The 19,032-nt window shown below is 72.4% G+C and carries 18 protein-coding genes and 2 rRNA genes; 16 read left to right on the top strand and 4 right to left on the bottom strand.

Translation table 11 applies throughout. The features are described from left to right. The 7 genes from RM590_RS12590 to RM590_RS12560 all read left to right on the top strand — a co-directional run. Positions 1-103 (top strand): 23S ribosomal RNA (locus RM590_RS12590); the annotation flags it as partial. 54 nt (positions 104-157) lie between these two features. Continuing rightward, a 5S ribosomal RNA gene (gene rrf, locus RM590_RS12585) occupies positions 158-274 on the top strand. A 75-nt stretch (positions 275-349) separates the two neighbouring features. Further along, positions 350-1,519 (top strand): acetoin utilization protein AcuC, encoded by a 1,170-nt coding sequence (locus RM590_RS12580; RefSeq protein WP_311704566.1) that lies wholly within the window; start codon positions 350-352, stop codon positions 1,517-1,519. Between the two features lie 749 nt (positions 1,520-2,268). After that, positions 2,269-2,475: a helix-turn-helix domain-containing protein gene (locus tag RM590_RS12575; RefSeq protein WP_052849337.1), complete on the top strand. Its 207-nt coding sequence runs from the start codon at positions 2,269-2,271 to the stop codon at positions 2,473-2,475. A 129-nt stretch (positions 2,476-2,604) separates the two neighbouring features. Continuing rightward, the gene (locus tag RM590_RS12570; RefSeq protein WP_003948845.1) at positions 2,605-2,703 is read left to right on the top strand and encodes a 30S ribosomal protein bS22; all 99 of its coding nucleotides are present in this window, start codon (positions 2,605-2,607) and stop codon (positions 2,701-2,703) included. 71 nt (positions 2,704-2,774) lie between these two features. Further along, complete coding sequence (locus RM590_RS12565) at positions 2,775-3,812, top strand: NAD-dependent epimerase/dehydratase family protein (RefSeq protein WP_311704565.1); 1,038 nt, start codon at positions 2,775-2,777, stop codon at positions 3,810-3,812. Further along, positions 3,805-4,758 carry a lysophospholipid acyltransferase family protein gene (locus RM590_RS12560; RefSeq protein ID WP_311704564.1) on the top strand — a complete coding sequence of 318 codons (954 nt, stop codon included), beginning with the start codon at positions 3,805-3,807 and terminating at the stop codon, positions 4,756-4,758. The genes RM590_RS12565 and RM590_RS12560 overlap by 8 nt, the downstream gene beginning before the upstream one ends. Positions 4,759-5,019: 261 nt before the next feature. Here the strand turns inward: RM590_RS12560 and RM590_RS12555 are convergent, their stop codons facing one another. The 3 genes from RM590_RS12555 to RM590_RS12545 form a co-directional block, all read right to left on the bottom strand. Next, positions 5,020-6,279 carry a DUF5667 domain-containing protein gene (locus RM590_RS12555; protein ID WP_311704563.1) on the bottom strand — a complete coding sequence of 420 codons (1,260 nt, stop codon included), beginning with the start codon at positions 6,277-6,279 and terminating at the stop codon, positions 5,020-5,022. Positions 6,280-6,463: 184 nt separating this feature from the next. Further along, positions 6,464-7,249 (bottom strand): ECF subfamily RNA polymerase sigma factor, BldN family, encoded by a 786-nt coding sequence (locus RM590_RS12550; protein ID WP_311704562.1) that lies wholly within the window; start codon positions 7,247-7,249, stop codon positions 6,464-6,466. A 270-nt stretch (positions 7,250-7,519) separates the two neighbouring features. After that, positions 7,520-8,464 (bottom strand): HAD family hydrolase, encoded by a 945-nt coding sequence (locus RM590_RS12545; protein WP_311704561.1) that lies wholly within the window; start codon positions 8,462-8,464, stop codon positions 7,520-7,522. Between the two features lie 75 nt (positions 8,465-8,539). On the opposite strand from RM590_RS12545, the gene RM590_RS12540 reads away from it, so the two are divergent. The 9 genes from RM590_RS12540 (at position 8,540) to RM590_RS12500 (ending at position 17,131) form a co-directional block, all read left to right on the top strand. Continuing rightward, positions 8,540-8,842: a glutaredoxin family protein gene (locus RM590_RS12540; RefSeq protein WP_394813856.1), complete on the top strand. Its 303-nt coding sequence runs from the start codon at positions 8,540-8,542 to the stop codon at positions 8,840-8,842. A 229-nt stretch (positions 8,843-9,071) separates the two neighbouring features. Beyond that, on the top strand, positions 9,072-9,833 hold the full coding sequence (locus RM590_RS12535) for a redox-sensing transcriptional repressor Rex (RefSeq protein ID WP_311704559.1): 762 nt from the start codon (positions 9,072-9,074) through the stop codon (positions 9,831-9,833). Beyond that, positions 9,830-11,182: a glutamyl-tRNA reductase gene (locus tag RM590_RS12530; protein ID WP_311704558.1), complete on the top strand. Its 1,353-nt coding sequence runs from the start codon at positions 9,830-9,832 to the stop codon at positions 11,180-11,182. Before RM590_RS12535 ends, RM590_RS12530 begins: the two co-directional genes overlap by 4 nt. Then, a complete protein-coding gene (hemC, locus tag RM590_RS12525) occupies positions 11,179-12,141 on the top strand; it encodes a hydroxymethylbilane synthase (RefSeq protein ID WP_311704557.1) in 963 nt (320 codons plus the stop codon). Before RM590_RS12530 ends, hemC begins: the two co-directional genes overlap by 4 nt. Beyond that, complete coding sequence (locus tag RM590_RS12520) at positions 12,138-13,811, top strand: bifunctional uroporphyrinogen-III C-methyltransferase/uroporphyrinogen-III synthase (RefSeq protein WP_311704556.1); 1,674 nt, start codon at positions 12,138-12,140, stop codon at positions 13,809-13,811. The genes hemC and RM590_RS12520 overlap by 4 nt, the downstream gene beginning before the upstream one ends. 61 nt (positions 13,812-13,872) lie before the next feature. Continuing rightward, entirely contained in the window at positions 13,873-14,874 is a 1,002-nt protein-coding gene (gene hemB / locus RM590_RS12515) for a porphobilinogen synthase (RefSeq protein WP_311704555.1), read from the top strand. Further along, positions 14,871-15,206, top strand: coding sequence for a YnfA family protein (locus RM590_RS12510; protein ID WP_311704554.1), 336 nt, complete (start codon positions 14,871-14,873; stop codon positions 15,204-15,206). The genes hemB and RM590_RS12510 overlap by 4 nt, the downstream gene beginning before the upstream one ends. Before the next feature lie 36 nt (positions 15,207-15,242). Then, positions 15,243-15,998 carry an SDR family NAD(P)-dependent oxidoreductase gene (locus RM590_RS12505; protein WP_311704553.1) on the top strand — a complete coding sequence of 252 codons (756 nt, stop codon included), beginning with the start codon at positions 15,243-15,245 and terminating at the stop codon, positions 15,996-15,998. Next, positions 15,995-17,131 carry a serine hydrolase domain-containing protein gene (locus RM590_RS12500; RefSeq protein WP_311704552.1) on the top strand — a complete coding sequence of 379 codons (1,137 nt, stop codon included), beginning with the start codon at positions 15,995-15,997 and terminating at the stop codon, positions 17,129-17,131. The genes RM590_RS12505 and RM590_RS12500 overlap by 4 nt, the downstream gene beginning before the upstream one ends. Before the next feature lie 90 nt (positions 17,132-17,221). Here the strand turns inward: RM590_RS12500 and argS are convergent, their stop codons facing one another. Next, a complete protein-coding gene (argS, locus tag RM590_RS12495) occupies positions 17,222-18,985 on the bottom strand; it encodes an arginine--tRNA ligase (protein ID WP_311704551.1) in 1,764 nt (587 codons plus the stop codon). Positions 18,986-19,032: the final 47 nt, after the last annotated feature.

The following is a 19,032-nucleotide window of genomic DNA, read 5'->3' as shown; positions in this document are numbered from 1 at the left end:
GATGGGGTAAGGCTCCCTGGAGACGACGGGGTTGATAGGCCGGAGATGGAAGCCCAGTGATGGGTGGAGTTGACCGGTACTAATAGGCCGAGGGCTTGTCCTCAGATGCTCGCGTCCACTGTGAATTCTCGGCCGGCGGCCGGTGCCCTCGTAGGGTTCCGGTGGTCATGGCGGAGGGGAAACGCCCGGTTACATTCCGAACCCGGAAGCTAAGCCCTCCAGCGCCGATGGTACTGCATGGGGGACCGTGTGGGAGAGTAGGACACCGCCGGACAATTCTTTGATAAGTGGGCCCTGTTGGAGCTTTTGTTCCAACAGGGCCCACTCGCGTTCCGCTACCGTGTGCCCCATGAGCGGTGAGGCACGGCTTATGTGGGACGAAAGCGTCACGCGATACAACTTCGGACCCGGCCACCCCATGGACCCGGTACGGCTGACCCTGACCATGCGACTGATCGAGGCGTTCGGCCTCGACAAGCACATCGACATCGTCGCCGCCCCCGCGGCCGGCGACTCCACCCTCGGCCTGGTGCACCGCGTCGACTACATCGCCGCCGTCCGGCACGCGTCCGACAGCCCCTGGGCCGCCGACCAGCGGTTCGGCCTCGGCACCCCGGACACCCCCGCGTTCGAGGACATGCACGACGTGTCGGCGCTGATCGCCGGCCAGTCCGTCGCCGGTGCCGACGACATCTGGCGCGGCACCGCCCACCACGCCGTCAACTTCGCGGGCGGCCTGCACCACGCCATGGCCGGCGCGGCCTCCGGGTTCTGCGTCTACAACGACGCGTCCCTCGGCATCGCCCGGCTGCTGGAGCTCGGCGCCGAACGCGTGGTGTACATCGACACCGACGTCCACCACGGCGACGGCGTGCAGGACTCCTTCTGGGACGACCCCCGCGTGCTCACCATCTCGCTCCACGAGCACCCCCGCACCCTCTTCCCCGGCACCGGGCGCCCCGAGGAGGCCGGCGGCGAGCAGGCGCCCGGCAGCGCCGTGAACATCGCCCTCCCCGCCGGGACTTCGGACGCGGAGTGGCTCCGCGCGCTGCACGCCGTCGTGCCCGAGCTGCTGGCCGAGTTCCGCCCCCAGGCGCTGGTGAGTCAGCACGGCGCCGACACCCACTTCGAGGACCCCCTCGCCCATCTCACTCTCAGCCTGGACGCCCAGCGCGTCGCCGCCGAGTCCTGTCACACCTGGGCGCACGAGCACGCCAACGGGCGCTGGCTCGCGCTGGGCGGCGGCGGATACGCCGTTGTGGACGTGGTGCCGCGCATCTGGACACACCTCGTCGCGCTCGCCGCGCACGCCCCCATCGACCCCGAGACCGAGACCCCGGAGACCTGGCGGGAGATCGTCTACGCCCTCACCCGGCAGCAGGGACCGCCGCGCATGACCGACGGCCGTGCCCCGCGCTGGCGGGACTGGCACGCCGGCTACGACCCCGCCAACGCCGTCGACCAGGCCATCCGTGCCACCCGCGAGGCGGTCTACCCGTCGCACGGGCTGCTGGCCTGACCGTTGCCCGCGGCCTCGCACAGGCGCGCGGCGGGTGGCCGGCGGCCGTTCACCCAGCGCCGGACGAGGTGACGGGTCACCATGAACCCTGTGCCCGGCCTCGCTTCCCCTCCCGGGCACACTCCCTCGGGGACCGCTCGCCGCCTACGACACTTTCACCGGTGCTCGTCGGCGGCCGGCCGTCCCCGACTCCCCCAGCCGCAGGGGGGATCTGTCGACAAAGCGACCCGATTCGGCCTACGCATCGGGCATTATCCGTTTCCCGGGGCGGCCGTGCGGAACGAGGGCGGCCACTCGTTCTTCACGATTCGGATCGGCCGTCCACACACGTTCACCCGGCCCTGCACGCTCCGGACTTGACCAACCTTTGGGTCAACGACGCGCGGGACGGCGGGCGTTCCCGAGCGGCGGCGGCCGGGATCGCGGCGCAGGTCAGCCGGGTGCGGCCGGTGTCCCGCGGCGTGGCGCGGATGATTTCGGCGGGGTTCGCCGGGCCGCCCGGGGGCAGAGTTTCCGCGGTGCCGCCGAACGCTGACACGGTGCGAGCCGGGCGCTACCGACCGCTCAGGCGCTATGTGCTCAAACAGGCTTCTTCGTCACGTTAACAGCAGGCTCGTTGTAAAAGGCCGGTTGAGGCACCTCTTCCCCACTCGCATCACCCGCCCCTAATCTGGGGAGGAGCGCACATGCGAGAGGGAGTCACCGGAGGGGAAGCCGGTGTCCGACATGTGCGGAAGGTCAGGTGTGACATGGCTGCTGAAAGGCTTCTGAGCGAGGCCAAGTTCCTGACCGTGGCGGAGGTCGCCGCGGTGATGCGAGTCTCCAAGATGACTGTGTACCGCCTGGTGCACGCCGGTCATCTGCCCGCTATCCGAGTGGGAAGGTCCTTCCGGGTTCCCGAGCAGGCCGTCCATGAGTACCTCCGGGAGTCGTTCGTGGGCGTGGAAAGCGCGTAACGACCGGGAGAGCCCATTGATCCCCCCTCGATTAACCCGTATCACCCGGTGACGGGTAGGCTGACCCGCATGTAGGTCGTGTGGGCTCGGACGCCCCGCACCGAGTAAGCGAAGTGAGCGAGGGTAGTCGTGGGCTCTGTGATCAAGAAGCGGCGCAAGCGGATGGCGAAGAAGAAGCACCGCAAGTTGCTGAAGCGCACGCGCGTCCAGCGCCGCAACAAGAAGTGAGCGAGCGCCGCTGATCGGCCCTCCCGTCCGGTACGTCGACGGGAGGGCCTACGCATGGGCAGGGGAGGCTCGTGGGCAAGACCGTGCTGGTGACCGGCGCCGCCCGGCAGCTCAGCGGGCGTTTCGTGCGGCACATCCAGCGGGACCGGGACGTGTCGCGCGTGATTGGCGTGGACCGTCGGCCGCCCGCGCATCCGCTGGGCGGCGCGGAGTTCATCCGGGCGGACATCCGGCAGCCGTCGATCGTGACGGTGCTCGCCGAGCACGCCGTCGACACGGTGGTGCACCTGGATGTGCACGGCACGCCGGGCCCCGCCGGCGGCGGCCGGTCCGCCGTGAAAGAGGTGAACGTCCTCGGCACGCTGCAACTGCTGGGCGCCTGCCAGAAGGTGCCCGGGCTGAGCCGCGTCGTCATCAAGTCGAGCACCCAGATCTATGGCACGGCGGGGCGCGATCCCGCCGTCTTCAGCGAGACGACGATGCTGCGCGCGCCCGCCGGCGGCGGCTTCCCGCGGGACGTCGTCGAGATCGAGGGCTATGTGCGCGGCTTCGCGCGGCGCTGCCCCGATGTGCGGGTGACGGTGCTGCGGTTCGCCCATGTGCTGGGCCCGGCGGCGGACTCGCGGCTGGCGGCCTACTTCCGGCTGCCCGTGCTGCCCACCGTCCTCGGGTATGACCCGCGGTTGCAGTTCGTCCACGAGGACGACGTGCTGGAGGTGCTGACCCGCGCGGTCGCCGATCCCGAGCTGCCGGGTGCGCTCGGCGGCGGCACGTTCAACGTCGCGGGTGACGGCGTGCTCCTGCTGTCCCAGGCCGCGCGGCGCATCGGGCGGCCCACGATGCCCGTCGTGCGCTCGTTCGCCCCCTGGCTGGGTTCGGCGCTGGGGGCGCTGGGTGTGGACGGGGTGTCGGCCGAGCAGCTACGGTCCCTGGTTCACGGCCGGGTGGTGCGTACCAGCAGGCTGCGGGAGGCCATGGGCGGTCCGCTGGCCTATACGACGCCGGAGACGTTCGCGGATTTCGCGGCCGTGCACGGGCCGGGGCTGCTGCCGCCGGAGGCCGTGACCCGGGCCGTCGACCGGATCGAGGAGGTGCTGCGGCATGGCTGACGCCAAGGTCATCCCGATCGGGGAGGGCGGGCGGCGGGGCCGGGCGCGCGAGGAGGCCCCGGCGGATCCGGCGCCCGAGCGGGAGGCGCCGGCCGAGGCGGCAGGCGGCGGCCTGGACCAGGCGCTGGCGCGCGGTTTCGCGTTCCTGCGGCGGCGGCTCACGGGGGCGTACGAGATAGACGACTTCGGCTATGACCAGGACCTCACCGACGAGGTCCTGATGACGTTGCTGCGGCCGATGTTCGACAAGTACTTCCGCATCGAGGTGCGCGGCATGGAGAACGTGCCGGACGAGGGCGGCGCGCTGATCGTCTCCAACCACTCGGGCACGCTGCCCTGGGACGGCCTGATGCTCCAGGTCGCCGTGCGCGACCGGCATCCGGCCGACCGTCATTTGCGGCTGCTCGCCGCAGATCTCGTGTTCCAGTTGCCGTTGATCAACGAGCTGGCGCGCAAGGCGGGCCACACGCTGGCGTGCGCGGAGGACGCCCAGGAGCTGCTGGAGCGCGGCGAGCTGGTCGGGGTGATGCCGGAGGGGTTCAAGGGGATAGGGAAGCCGTTCAGCGAGCGGTACAAGCTGCAGCGGTTCGGCCGGGGTGGCTTTGTGGCCACGGCGCTGCGGGCGCGGGTGCCGATCGTGCCGTGCTCGATCGTGGGCGCGGAGGAGATCTACCCGATGGTGGGGAACTCCCGGGTGCTGGCCCGGGTGCTGAACTTGCCCTATTTCCCGCTGACTCCGACGTTCCCCTGGCTGGGGCCGCTGGGTGCCGTGCCGTTGCCGACGAAGTGGACGATTCAGCTCGGGGAGCCGATCGAGACGCGGGACCAGCCGCCGGAGGCGGCGGAGGATCCCATGCTGATGTTCCAGTTGACGGATCAGGTGCGCGAGACGATTCAGCACACGCTGTACAAGCTGCTGGTGGCCCGGAGGTCGGTGTTCTTCTAGCGGTGCTCCTGGCGCGGGCCGGAAGAACACCGACCGGCCGCGAGAGGGTCTGCCTGGAGTTCCCGCCCGGGCCCACGACTCCCCCAGCTACCGCTGGGAGGTGCCCCCAGCCGAATCGCGCGAATACGTCCCCCAGACTCCGTCTGGGAGGTGCCCCCATTCGTATGAGCTGCGATCCGGCGCCTTGCTGGGGGTACCTCCCAGGCCCCCAAGGGCCTGGGGGAGCCAAGGGCTGATCCGACCGGGAACTCCAGACAGGCCCTACCGCTCCTTCTCGACGTCCAGACCGAGGCTGGGCAGCAGGTCCTCGACCAGCGGCGGGACGGTGATGTCCGCGTCGGGGAGCGTGCGGTCCGGCTCGCCGGACCGCGTGGTGTCGCGGCTCTCGGCGCCGGTGCCGTTCTCGGGTGTGGACGGCTCCAGCAGGCCCGCGCCTTCCAGCAGTCCGTGGCTCTCCTCGGCGGACTCCGCGGGGGAGGCGGTCTCGCTGCGCGCGTCGTCGCGGTCGCCGGTGGAGCGGGAGTCGGGTGTGGTGGCGGGCCGGGAGTGCTCGGGGTGCGTCGGGGGCTGGTCGGGAGCGCGGTCGGAGGCGCCGGCCGAGGAGACGTTCGCCGGCTCCTCGGGGAGCAGGGATGCCAGGGGTGCGATGTCCTCGTCCATGGCCTGGAAGACGTCGGTGACGTCCGTGCTCACGTCGTGGAGCTGGACGGGGAGCCGGTCGCGGACCTGTGCCCAGGTGTCGCGGTGGCCGTCGGAGAAGGCGGAGAGGGAGCGGATGGGGTCGATGGAGCCGTTGGACTGGTACGCCTGGGAGAGCAGACGGTGTCCCTCGGCGGCGTCGTCCCGCATGCTGGTGAGGGCGCGGCGGATGGCGTCGAGCTCCTCGTGGTCGAGCTCGCCGGAGCGGCCGCGCTCCAGGAGGCGGCGGGCCTCGTTCAACCGGGTGGAGGCGTGGTCGAGATAGACCCGGCCCCGGTCGGCGTCGCCGCTGGTGAAGTCGAGGTGAAGATCCTCCATTCCGCGCTTGAGGCCGTAGAGCGTGTCCCCGGGCAGCGCGTCGCTGCTGGCCGCGGCGACGCCGCCGAAGCCGGCCGCCGCGACGCCCATGGTCAGGCCGCCGGCCGCGAGCCCCTTGGACAGCCGGGTCCTGGGCCACAGCCTGCCGCGCCGGAAGCCGGGCGGGGCGCGGTGGGCCCCGCCGATGCCCGGCGCCCGGCGCTGCCCCGGCACGCGGTCGCCCCGGCGGGCGGCCTTGGCCGGGTCGCCCGGGGCGTCGAACGCCGCTTCCATGGCGGCGACGAGCCGCGCTCGCTGCGCCGTTCTGGTCTCGGCCTCCAGCTCAGGGCGGGGCAGGGCCGTCAGCCTGTCCACCACCGACAGCAGCGCTGCCTGTTCGCCCCCGTCCACCGGTGGCTCCCCCGCTGTCTCCCCGTCGCCGAGCCGCGGCTGGTCGAGCCGCGACTCATTGAGGAGATGGGCGAAGGCGTTGGCCCTTCGGTTCGCCGACACGGATCCGATCACGGGCGGCACCTCCTCTCGTCACACGAACGACTCCCCACCGCGGACACGTCCGGTATGGACGGATCCTGGCCGGGGGGAGCCTGCGCAGTGCTTTTCCAATTGGCGACAACGAGCGGACGGGCACTCGGGTTACGGCTGGCAGATTATGTGACTGATTGGCGGAGGATAATCACGTTCCGTGGTTTTATCGGGCGTCGTCGGGCAGAAGTCGGGCGAGTGTGCGGACCGCGCGGTACTGGAGTGTCTTGATCGCGCCCTCGTTCTTGCCCATGACGCGGGCGGTCTCCGCGACGGACAGCCCCTGGAGGAATCGCAGCGTGACGCACTCCTGCTGCTGGGGGTTGAGCTTGCGGACGGCGTCGAGGAGGGCGGAGTTGGCCAGGGATTCGAGAACGGACTCCTCCGGGCTGCGCTCGACCTCGTTGGCGTCGAGCATCTCGCCGGTGGTGACCTCCAGGCGGAAACGGCTGGACTTGAAGTGGTCGGCCACCAGATTCCGGGCGATGGTGACCAGCCACGCCCCGAAGTCGCGGCCCTGCCAGGTGAAGGTGCCGATGCGCCGCAGGGCGCGCAGGAACGTCTCGCTGGTGAGGTCCTCGGCCGTGGCCCGGCCGCCGACGCGGTAGTAGATGTAGCGGTAGACGGTGTCGGAGTAGTGGTCGTACAGGCAGCCGAACGCCTCCGCCTCGCCGCTCTGGGCCCGTTCGACGAGGTCCATCATCCGGCGGCTGTCGCTGGGGACGGCGGAGCGGGCCGCGGAGGCGCCGGCGGCGCCCGCGCGGGCTCGTCTGCCCATGGTGGCGGAGCCGGCGGTGCCGTCGGCCACGGTGTGGGCGGCGGGGCCTGCGGGGACAGGTGTGGCAAGGGTGGGGACGGCGTACGCGGTGGGGACGAGGGTGCGCAGGCGGTCGGCGACCGTCGTGCGCAGCGTAGCCAGGCCCGAGGCGTCAACCCCGACGTGTGGGTACACGGGACTCCCAGAGGCAGAGCTTCCATCACGTGCAGTGGCGGATCCGTCACATGCGTCTGAGGAGAATAACCCTTCGTGCTGACAGTGCTACACCTAGTTGCGAAAATCGCCGATTCGGTTTGGAGTGTTACCGATTGTGTTCGCTGCGCCACGCAAACGCCATGGCAGAGTTGATCGAATGATGATCTAACTTGACGGCATTTTGACCGAGTTTGATCGTTCGGCCTTCGTTGCGCGCCGTCGCGCCGGTGCTCGGGAGCGGGCTCCCGGCTAGCGGCGGCGGCGCTGAATCGCCAGGGCGGCGACCGCCCCACCTGCGACGGCGCCCGCTCCGGCCGCCGCGGGAACGCCGACCCGGACCGCCTTGCGGCCGGTTCTGTAGTCGCGCAAACGCCAGCCCATTTCACGCGCGTGCGCCCGTAGCTTCCGGTCAGGATTGATCGCGTACGGATGCCCGACCAGGGACAGCAGCGGGATGTCGTTCGCCGAATCGCTGTACGCCGCGCAGCGGTCCAGATCCAGGTCCTCCGCGACGGCCAGCGCCTGCACGGCGGCGGCCTTGGCCGGGCCGTGCAGCGGCTCGCCCACCAGCCGGCCCGTGTAGACCCCGCCCACCGACTCGGCGACCGTGCCCAGCGCGCCGGTCAGCCCCAGCCGCCGGGCGATGATGGTGGCCGTCTCCACCGGGGCCGCGGTGACCAGCCACACCCGCTGCCCGGCGTCCAGGTGCGCCTGGGCGAGCGCGCGGGTGCCCGGCCAGATGCGGCCGGCCATGTACTCGTCGTAGATCTCCTCGCCGATGGCCATCAGCTCGGCGACGCGGTGCCCGCGCACGATGGACAGCGCGCTCTCCCGCGCGTCCTCCATGTGCCCCGCGTTCTCCGCGCCGGCCATCCGGAAGTAGGCCTGCTGCCAGGCGAACTTGACGAGCTCCCGCTTCCGGAAGAACTTCCGCTTGTAAAGCCCGCGGCCGAGGTGGAAGATCGCCGCGCCCTGCATCACCGTGTTGTCCAGGTCGAAGAACGCCGCCGCCTTCGGGTCCCCCGGCGCGGGGAACTCCGGCTCCACCGTCTGCCGCGCGGCCTCCGCCGACGCCTGGCCGGCCAGCTCGGTCTGCTCGGTCCTCCGTGCCGTCGTCCACCGGCGCGGGCCGAACCAGGACCGGGCGGCGCCGGCGCGGGGCGAGTCGGGCGCGGGGAAGCTGGGCCTGGCCATGCCCCCGAGCATAGCCAGTGCGTGACGTTGTCCCGGTTGCGCGGGAATGACGCGGGGGTTGCCGCGCGCGGCACAATGGGCGGCATGACTCCGCCGCTGCTGCCGCACCGCAGACACCGCGCCCCCCGGACCGACCCGGCCGACCGCCTGGTGACGCTGATCGGCCGGCCCGGCTGCCACCTGTGCGACGACGCCCGGCGGGTGATCAGCGAGGTGTGCGCCGAGGTGGGGGCGTCCTGGGAGGAGAAGGACATCACGGTGGACGCGGAGCTGCACCGGCGGTACTGGGAGCAGATCCCGGTGGTGCTGGTGGACGGCGCGCAGCACGACTTCTGGCGGGTGGACGCGGGGCGGCTGCGGCGGGCCTTGGGAGCTTGACCCGGTTTGGATTACGATACGAGGTCGTTTTTCCGCGCGAGGGTGCATACGTGAGGAGCGTGACCCGGTGTCCCTGTTGTTGCATGTGGCACCGGTCACTTTGGCCGGACAAAACGGACACCATCTTTGTGCACGCGTTCACAAAGACATAGCCTGGGCACGACGGAGCGGTCCCGGCGTACGCGCCGCGCACACCCGCCTTCCGCTTGGCCCGACCGGCAGGAGCACCGTGGCAACTGGCCGAAATCACCGACCGGCGACCCGTAGCCGAGGAATTCCCGAGGCGACCGTCGCCCGGCTTCCCCTGTATTTGCGGGCGTTGACCGCGCTCTCCGAGCGCTCGGTGCCCACGGTCTCCTCCGAGGAGCTGGCCAGTGCCGCCGGGGTCAACTCGGCGAAGCTCCGCAAGGACTTCTCCTACCTCGGCAGTTACGGCACGCGCGGTGTCGGCTACGACGTCGAGTATCTCGTCTACCAGATCTCGCGCGAACTCGGGCTCACCCAGGACTGGCCCGTGGTGATCGTCGGTATCGGTAACCTCGGTGCCGCGCTGGCCAACTACGGGGGCTTCGCCTCCCGCGGCTTCCGGGTCGCGGCGCTCATCGACGCCGACCCGTCGATGACCGGCAAGCAGGTCGCCGGCATCGCGGTGCAGCACGTCGACGACCTGGAGACGATCATCGACACCAACGGAGTCTCGATCGGCGTCATCACCACGCCCGGCGGGGCCGCGCAGCAGGTGTGCGACCGGCTGGTCGCGGCCGGCGTGACCTCCATCCTCAACTTCGCCCCGACCGTGCTGTCCGTGCCGGACGGGGTGGACGTGCGCAAGGTGGACCTGTCCATCGAGCTCCAGATCCTCGCGTTCCACGAACAGCGCAAGGCGGCCGACGCCCTCTCCGGGGCCGCGGCCCCCGGGCCAGCCGCCCCCGCCGGGGACCGCGGCGAGCAGGGCCCGGACGGGGACATCCCGGCGGTGATGCCCGCATGACTCTGCTCGTGGTCGGACTCAGCCACCGCAGCGCGCCCGTCAGTGTCCTGGAGCGCGCCGCGCTCGCGCCGGACACCCGGGGCAAGCTGCTGCGCGACGTGATGGACGCGGTGAGCGGTGTCGTGGCGGGCGCCGCCGTCACCGAGGCGGCGGTCCTGTCCACGTGCAACCGGATCGAGCTGTACGCCGAGGCGGACCGTTTCCACGCGGGCGTCTCGCAGCTCTCCGCGCTGCTCGCCCGGCACAGCGGCGTGCCCCTCGACGAGCTCCAGCCGCATCTGTACGTGCACTACGAGGACCGCGCGGTGAATCACCTGTTCTCGGTGGCCTGCGGGCTGGACTCGATGGTCGTCGGCGAGGGGCAGATCCTCGGCCAGATCAAGGCGGCGCTGGCGCACGCGCAGGACGAGCACACCGCCGGGCGGCTGCTGAACGAGCTGTTCCAGCAGGCGCTGCGGGTCGGCAAGCGGGCGCACAGCGAGACCGGGATCGACCGGGCCGGGCAGTCGTTGGTCACCTTCGGCCTGGAGCAGCTCGCGCCGGGCGGCGACGTGGTCGGCTGGGTGCGCGGCAGGCGCGCGCTGGTGATCGGCGCGGGGTCGATGTCCTCGCTGGCCGCCACGACCCTGGCCCGGACCGGTGTGGCCGAACTGGTGATCGTCAACCGGACGCTGGAGCGTGCCGAACGGCTGGCCGCCTCGTTCGCGGGGGACGGCCTGCGGGCCCGCGCCGTGCCGATCAACGCGATCTCCGTGGCCGCCGAGCTGGCGCTGGCCGACGTCGTCGTGTCCTGCACCGGCGCGACCGGCCTGGTGCTGACGGCGGAGGCCGTCGCGCACGCCCTGAAGGAGCGGCGCGGACCCGAGCTGGCCGTGCTGGACCTGGCCATGCCCCGGGACGTGGACGCCGCCGTGCACCGGCTGACCGGGGTCCGGCTGGTGGACATCGAGTCGCTGGCCGCTGCCTCCGCCGACGCGCCCATGGCCGCCGACGTCGACGCGGTGCGCCGTATCGTGGCCGAGGAGACGGCGGCGCTGGGCGCCGCCCGCCGGGCCGCGCACATCACGCCCACCGTGGTGGCGCTGCGGGCCATGGCCTCGGACGTCGTCGCCGCCGAGCTGGCGAGGCTGCACGGGCGGCTCCCGGACCTCGGCGAGAAGGAACGGGCCGAGATCACCCGGACCGTGCGGCGCGTCGTGGACAAGCTCCTGCACGCGCCGACCGTGCGCGTCAAGGAGCTGGCCGGCGAGCCCGGCGGCGACCACTACGCCGCCGCCCTCCGGCAGCTTTTCGATCTCGACCCGCTGACGGCCATCGCCGTCAGCAACCCGGAACAGGAGCGTTCATGAATCCCCTGCGGCTCGGAACGCGGCGCAGCCAGCTCGCCTTGGCGCAGTCACGGGGCGTCGCCGAGCAGGTCGGCCGGCTGACCGGGCGCCCGGTCGAGCTGGTCGAGATCACCACCTACGGGGACGTCTCCCGGGAGAACCTGGCGCGGATCGGCGGCACGGGGGTGTTCGTCTCCGCGCTGCGCGACGCGCTGCTCGCCGGTGAGATCGATTTCGCCGTGCACTCGCTGAAGGACCTGCCGACCGCGCAGCCACCGGATCTGGCCCTGGCCGCCGTGCCACGGCGCGCCGATCCCCGGGACGCGCTGGTCGCGCGCGACGGGCTGACATTCGAGCAGCTCGCCGTGGTGCCGGGGCGGGCCCGCGTGGGCACCGGCTCACCGCGCCGGATGGCGCAGCTCAACGCCTGGGCGCGCGCGCTCGGCTGCGAGATCGAAACGGTACCGATCAGGGGGAATGTCGACACCCGGATCGGGTACGTCCGCGATGGCGAGCTCGACGCGGTCGTGCTCGCCTCCGCAGGATTGCACCGCATCGGCCGGGAAGGGGAGATCACCGATTTCCTCGACCCGGACATCGTCTTGCCCGCCCCCGGCCAGGGGGCGCTCGCGATCGAGTGCGCCGCGTCAAACGTGGCCCTCGCCGCGGAGCTCGGCGAGCTCGACGCCCCGCACACCCGGGTCGCCGTGACCGCCGAGCGCACTCTGCTCGCCGCCTTGGAGGCCGGCTGCAGCGCCCCGGTGGGCGCGTTCGCCGACCTGCTGGCCGACGGGCAGACCGTCACCGAAATGCGCCTGCGCGGCGCCGTCGGCACCCCCGACGGCTCCACGCTGGTGCAGCTGTCCACCACCGGCCCCGTACCGGGGACCGCCGACGAGGCGGCGGCCATCGGCCGCGAGCTCGCCGATGAGATGCTCGCCAAGGGCGCGGCCGGTCTGATGGGGGAGCGAGCACATTGAGCCCCACCACCGCACGTACCACTCACGCCGCACGCGCACAGCCGTCCGGCACTGTTCACGGACACGTCACCTTCCTCGGTGCCGGACCCGGCGACCCGGGTCTGCTGACGTTGCGCGCCGTCGACGTTCTGGCGCAGGCCGATGTGCTCGTCGCCGACGTCGAGGCGTTCGACGTGGTGCGCGCCCATGTCAGGCCGGGCACGTCCACCCCGTTGCAGAGCGCGGACGGCGAGGCGTCCGGCGCGCCCCCCGGGGCCGGCGATGTCGCCGATCTTGTCATGCGGGCCGCGCGCAGCGGCAAGCGGGTGGTGCGTGCGGTCGCCGGTGACCCCGGCATGGACGCCGACGCCACCTCCGACATGCTGGCGCTGGCCGCCGAGGGCATCACCTTCGAGGTGGTTCCCGGCATCGCGAACGCGGTCGGTGTGGCCGCCTACGCCGGGGTGCCGCTGCGCGACCCGGAGGGCGGCGACGTGCGGTTCGTCAACGGGCCGACCGCCGACGAGCGTTGCTGGACCGAGGTCGGCGCCAGCGACGCGACGGTCGTGGTCAGCACGTCGCTGGAGGCGGTCGGGGTGACGGCCGCCCGGCTGATCGCCGCCGGCCGCAAGCCGGACACCCCGCTGTCGGTCACCGTCGGCGGCACCACGACCCGCCAGCGGACCTGGACGGCCACGCTCGGCACGGTCGAGCGCACCCTGAAGTCCGCCAAGGTGCTGCCCTCGCCGGAGGGCGACCGGCCGGTCATAGCGGTCGTCGGCGAGCGCAGCGCGCCCGCGCAGCGGGAGCAGTTGGCGTGGTTCGAGTCGAAGCCGCTGTTCGGCTGGAAGGTGCTGGTGCCGCGGACCAAGGAGCAGGCGGCCTCGCTGTCCGAGCAGTTGCGCTCCTACGGCGCGGTGCCCAGCGAGGTGCCGACCATCGCTGTGGAGCCGCCGCGCACCCCGCAGCAGATGGACCGGGCGGTCAAGGGCCTGGTCACCGGGCGGTACGAGTGGATCGCGTTCACCTCGGTCAACGCGGTGCGGGCCATCCGGGAGAAGTTCGAGGAGTACGGGCTGGACGCGCGGGCGTTCGCCGGGATCAAGGTGGCGGCCGTGGGCGAGCAGACGGCCCGGGCGCTGCTGAAGTTCGGCGTGCGGCCGGACCTGGTGCCCAGCGGCGAGCAGTCGGCCGCCGGGCTGCTGGAGGACTGGCCGCCCTACGACCCGGTGTTCGACCCGATCGACCGGGTGTTCCTGCCGCGCGCGGACATCGCGACCGAGACGCTGGTGGCCGGGCTGGTCGAGCTGGGCTGGGAGGTCGACGACGTCACCGCCTACCGCACGGTGCGCGCCTCGCCGCCGCCGGCGGCGACCCGGGAGGCGATCAAGGGCGGCGGCTTCGACGCCGTGCTGTTCACCTCGTCCTCCACCGTGCGGAACTTGGTGGGCATCGCGGGCAAGCCGCACAATGTCACGGTGATCGCCTGCATCGGCCCGGCCACCGCCCGCACGGCGGAGGAGCACGGCCTGCGGGTGGACGTCATGGCTCCCGAGCCGTCGGTGCACAAGCTGGCCGAGGCGCTGGCCGAGTTCGGCGCGGACCGCCGCGCGGCGGCCCTGGAGGCCGGCGAGGTGCTGAAGCGGCCGAGCGAGAAGCGCCCGCAGCGCCGTCGGGCCCGCACGCCCTGACGGCGGCGGGCGCCGCCCCGGCCAGGGAGCCCCGACAAGGGAGAAGAGGCGAAGAGGCATCGTGAGCGAGTACGGGAGCTTTCCCGAGGTCCGGCCGAGGCGGCTGCGCACCACCCCCGCCATGCGGCGGATGGTGGCCGAGCACCGGCTGCATCCGGCGGACCTGATCCTGCCGGCGTTCGTCAGGGAGGGCATCGCCGAGCCGGTGCCGCTGTCTTCGATGCCGGGTGTCGTGCAGCACTCGCTGGACTCGCTGCGCAAGGCCGCCGCCGAGGCGGCCGCGGCGGGCGTGAGCGGGATCAAGCTGTTCGGGGTGCCCGAGGACGGCAAGAAGGACGCGATCGGCTCGCCCGGGACCGACCCCGACGGCATCCTCCAGGTCGCGCTGCGCGCGGTGCGCGCCGAGGTCGGCGACGCGCTCGTGGTGATGTCCGACGTGTGCCTGGACGAGGTCACCGACCACGGGCACTGCGGGGTGCTGGACGAGCGCGGCGCGGTGGACAACGACGCGACGCTGGAGCGGTACGCGGAGATGGCCGTCGTGCAGGCCGAGGCGGGCGCCCATGTGCTGGGCCCCAGCGGCATGATGGACGGCCAGATCCGGCACATCCGGCGGGCGCTGGACGCGGCCGGTCACCAGGACGTGGCGCTGCTGGCCTACACGGTGAAGTACTCCTCCACGTTCTTCGGCCCGTTCCGCGAGGCGGTCAACTCCTCGCTGAAGGGCGACCGCAAGACCTACCAGCAGGACCCGCCCAACGCGCGGGAGGCGCTGCGCGAGCTGGCGCTCGACGTCGCCGAGGGCGCGGACATGGTGATGGTCAAGCCGGGCCTGCCCTATCTCGACATCCTGCGCCAGGTCGCGGACGCCTCGCCGGTGCCGGTGGCCGCGTACCAGATCTCCGGCGAGTACGCGATGGTCGAGGCCGCCGCCGAGCGGGGCTGGCTGGACCGGGAGCGGGCGATCGACGAGACGCTGACCGCGTTCAAACGGGCCGGTGCCGATCTCGTTCTCACCTACTGGGCCACCGAGTTCGCGCAGCGGCTGCGGGAGCGGGCTTGACGGTCGCGCGTTCCGTCGCGCTGTTCGTGCTGGCCGCGCTGTGCGAGATCGGCGGGGCCTGGCTGGTGTGGCAGGGCGTGCGCGAGCACCGCGGCTGGCTGTGGGTCGGCGCCGGGATGGTGGCGCTCGGCGTCTACGGACTGGTGGCGACGCTTCAGCCGGACGCCGCGTTCGGCCGGATCCTCGCCGCGTACGGCGGGGTGTTCGTGGCCGGTTCGCTGGCCTGGGCGATGGTCGCGGACGGCTTCCGCCCGGATCGCTGGGATGTGGCCGGGGCGCTGATCTGCCTGATCGGCGTCGGGGTCATCATGTATGTGCCACGCGAGGGCTGAGATCGGCCCGATCGGCAAGCGACGCAGGAGGCGCACGTGACCACCCCCACCGCCGTCATCACCGGAGCCAGCAGCGGCATCGGCGCCGCCACCGCGCGGCACCTGGCCGCCGCCGGCCACCGCGTGGTGCTGACCGCCCGCCGCGCCGAGCGCGTCGAGGCGCTGGCCGAGGAGCTGACCAAGGCCGGGTACGAGGCGGAGGCGCACCCGCTGGACGTGACGGACCGGGCGGCCGTGGACGCGTTCGCCGCCGCCCTGGACCGGTGCGACGTGCTGATCAACAACGCGGGCGGCGCGTTCGGCCTGGACAGCGTCGCCTCGGCCGACCCGGGCGACTGGTCGGCCATGTACGAGGTGAACGTGCTGGGCGTGCTGCACATGACGCAGGCCCTGCTGCCCGCGCTGATCGCCTCCGGCGCGGGCACCGTGCTGGTGGTGTCCTCGACCGCCGGGCACGGCACCTACGAGGGCGGCGCGGGCTATGTGGCCGCCAAGCACGGCGCGCACGTCCTCGCCGAGACGCTGCGGCTGGAGATCGTCGCCGAGCCGGTCCGCGTCATCGAGATCGCGCCGGGCATGGTCCGCACCGACGAGTTCTCCCTCACCCGCTTCCGGGGCGACGCGGCGAAGGCGGCCAAGGTGTACCAGGGCGTGGCCGAGCCGCTGACCGCCGACGACATCGCGGACACGATCACCTGGGCGGTCACCCGGCCCCCGCATGTGAACGTGGACCTGCTCGTCGTCCGGCCGCGCGCCCAGGCGTCCAACACCAAGGTGCACCGCACCACATGACGCTGCGCCACGGCACCCCGGCCGAGGCGGGCCTGGCCGCCGACGGCGTCGCTCGCCTGGTGCCGGCCGTGGAGCCGTTCCTCGGCGGGCCCGAGCCGTCCTGCCCGGGCTTCGTGCTGCTCGCGGCGCGGCACGGCGTGGTGGTGGCGCACGAGGCGCGCGGCCTGGCGGTGCGCTACGGCGCGCGCGACGGGCGCGTGGTGGAGCTGCCGGAGGAGGCGCGGGTGCCGATGCGCCCGGACACGGTCTTCGATCTGGCGTCGCTGTCCAAGGTGTTCACCGCGGTGGTCGCGGTGTGCCTGGCCGAGCGCGGTGTGCTGGACCTGGACGCGCCGGTGTCCCGTTATCTGGCGGGCTTCCCGCCCGTCGCCGTGCGGCGGCTGCTCACCCACACGGGGGGCTTCGCACCGGAGATGGACCTCGGTCCCTTTCCGGACCGGGCGGCCCGGCTGGCGGCCGTCGCCGCGCAGCCGCCGGGGCCGCCCGGCTATCGCTACTCGGACCTCGGGCTGATCGCCGTCGGGGCGGCGTGCGAGGCGGCTGCCGGGCGGCAACTGGACGAGTTGGTCGGCGAGTTGATCACCGGCCCGCTGGGCCTGGCGGACACCGGGTACCGGCCGCCGGCCGGGCTGCTGCCCCGGATCGCGGCCACCGAGTACCAGCCGTGGACCGGCCGCGGCGTGGTGCGCGGCACGGTGCACGACGAGAACGCGTACCACCTGGGCGGCGTCGCCGGGCACGCCGGAATCTTCTCCACGGCGGCCGACCTGGCCGTGCTGGGCCAGATGATGCTGAACGGCGGGCGGTACGGCGGCGTAACGGTGCTGGGCGAGCGGTGGGTGCGGGAGATGCTCACCAACCACAACGGGGACCTCGGCCGGGACGCGGCGCGCGGGCTGGGCTGGCAGCTCGACCAGCCGGGCTGGATGGGGGAGTTGGCGTCGCCGACGGCGTTCGGGCACGCGGGGTACACCGGGACCAGCCTGGTCGCCGACCCGGCGGCCGGGGTGCTGCTGGTGCTGCTGACCAACCGGGTGCACCCCACCCGCGACCGCGGCACGGACAGCGCGTACCGCCGTGCCCCGGCGCGTGAGCTGGCGCGTGCCGTGCGGAACGCGCCGACGGGCGTGTGAGCCGACGGCGCCCGAGGCGCCGCCGCGCGGCGGAGAGCGAGGCCGGCGACCGATTCCGGCCGCCGGCCTGGTGACCTGACCGGACGGAGCCTAGAGGCGCTCGGGCGTGCGGATCCCGAGCAGGGCCATGCCCTGGCTCAGGGTGCGCGCGGTCAGCTCGCAGAAGAAGAGACGATTCGCCACGGTGGCCGCGTCGGGCGCCTTCAGCACCGGGCACTGCTCGTAGAACGTGGCGAAGTACGAGGCCAGCGCGTACAGATACGCGGCGAGCTTGTGCGGCTCATAGGTCTCGGCGACGTCCTGGAGCGTCTCGGCGAAGCCGTCCAGGTGCAGCCCGAGCGCCCGCTCGGCCGGCGCCAGCGGCAGCTCCGCGTGCGCGGCGGCCACCGCGCCCTCGGGCGCCCGCCGCAGGATCGACTGGATACGGGCGTAGGCGTACTGGAGGTAGACGCTGGTGTTGCCCGTGAGGGACACCATCCGGTCCAGGTCGAAGATGTAGTCCTTGGTGCGGGAGGTGGACAGGTCCGCGTACTTCACCGCGCCGATGCCCACGTCGACGGACCGCTCGGCGACCTCTTCGGCGGTCAGCTCCGGCGTCTTCTCGGCGACCACGGCGGCGGCGCGCTCGACGGCCTCGTCCAGCAGGTCCATCAGCCGCACGGTCTCGCCCGACCGGGTCTTGAACGGCTTGCCGTCCTTGCCCAGCACGGTGCCGAACGGCAGGTGGTGCGCGACCCCCTCGGGCAGCCAGCCGGCCCGCCGGGCCGTCTCGAAGACCATCCGGAAGTGCAGCGCCTGCCGGGCGTCCACGATGTAGAGCATGCCGTCGGCGTGCAGGGTGCCGATCCGGTTCCGGATGGCGGCGAGGTCGGTGGCCGCGTAGCCGAAGCCGCCGTCCGCCTTCTGCACGATCAGCGGTACCGGCTTGTCGTCGGGGCCCTTGATGTCGTCGAAGAACACGCACAGCGCGCCGTCCGACCGCACCGCGACGCCCGACTCCTCCAACTCCCGGGCGAGCGTGGGCAGATCGTCGTTGTACGCGGACTCGCCGACGACGTCCTCGTCGGTCAGCAGCACCCCGAGGCGCTGGTAGACCGCGTTGAAGTAGATCTTCGACTCGTCGACGATCTTCTGCCACAGGTCGAGCGTCACCGGCTCGCCCGCCTGGAGGTCCACCACCCGCCGCCGGGCGCGGTCCTTGAACTCCGGGTCGGAGTCGAAGACGGCGCGGGAGGCCCGGTAGAGCCGGCCGAGCCGGGACATGGCGGCGGTGCCGCTCTCGGTGTCGCCCCGGCCCTCGTGGTCCAACTCGTGCGGGTGCTCGATCAGATACTGGATGAGCATCCCGAACTGGGTGCCCCAGTCGCCGATGTGGTTCCGCCGGATGACCTTCTCGCCGCGGAACTCCATGATCCGCACGAGCGCGTCGCCGATCACCGTGGACCGCAGATGGCCGACGTGCATCTCCTTGGCCACGTTCGGCTGGGAGTACTCGATGATCAACGTGCCGGGCCGCTCGGCGTACGGCACCCCGAGCCGGTCGTCGGCCGCGCGCGCCGCCAGGGCGTTCACGATGGCGGCGTCGGAGACCGTGATGTTGAGGAAGCCCGGGCCCGAGACCGCGATGTCGCTGATCAGCTCGCCCCGCGTCACCTCGGACACCACGCGGCCCGCCAGCTCCCGCGGATTCCCCTTGAGGCGCTTCGCCAGCGCCAGCAGCCCGTTGGCCTGGAAATCCGCCCGGTCGCTTCGGCGCAGCAGCGGATCGGCGTCGGCCGATTCGGGCAGCGCGGCGGCGAGCGCGGCGGCGAGCTGACGGTGCACAGAGGTGCTGAGGGACGGGACGGCGGTCATAACGGCCAGTATCCCACGGGGCCGCGAGCCATTTCCCGAAGGGAACG

Source organism: Streptomyces litchfieldiae (genome assembly GCF_031845365.1).
In the GTDB taxonomy this organism is placed as follows: Bacteria; Actinomycetota; Actinomycetes; order Streptomycetales; family Streptomycetaceae; genus Streptomyces; species Streptomyces litchfieldiae.
Note: the sequence above shows the minus strand (reverse complement) of the source record. Positions and strands in the feature narration are given on the sequence as shown.

Bases quoted from the DNA above. Each gene is read 5' to 3' on its own strand.
- RM590_RS12580 (WP_311704566.1), top strand. From the start codon at position 350: ATGAGCGGTGAGGCACGGCTTATGTGGGACGAAAGCGTCACGCGATAC.
- RM590_RS12575 (WP_052849337.1), top strand. From the start codon at position 2,269: ATGGCTGCTGAAAGGCTTCTGAGCGAGGCCAAGTTCCTGACCGTGGCG.
- RM590_RS12560 (WP_311704564.1), top strand. From the start codon at position 3,805: ATGGCTGACGCCAAGGTCATCCCGATCGGGGAGGGCGGGCGGCGGGGC.
- RM590_RS12545 (WP_311704561.1), bottom strand. From the start codon at position 8,464: ATGGCCAGGCCCAGCTTCCCCGCGCCCGACTCGCCCCGCGCCGGCGCC.
- RM590_RS12540 (WP_394813856.1), top strand. From the start codon at position 8,540: ATGGGCGGCATGACTCCGCCGCTGCTGCCGCACCGCAGACACCGCGCC.
- RM590_RS12530 (WP_311704558.1), top strand. From the start codon at position 9,830: ATGACTCTGCTCGTGGTCGGACTCAGCCACCGCAGCGCGCCCGTCAGT.
- hemC (WP_311704557.1), top strand. From the start codon at position 11,179: ATGAATCCCCTGCGGCTCGGAACGCGGCGCAGCCAGCTCGCCTTGGCG.
- RM590_RS12500 (WP_311704552.1), top strand. From the start codon at position 15,995: ATGACGCTGCGCCACGGCACCCCGGCCGAGGCGGGCCTGGCCGCCGAC.
- argS (WP_311704551.1), bottom strand. From the start codon at position 18,985: ATGACCGCCGTCCCGTCCCTCAGCACCTCTGTGCACCGTCAGCTCGCC.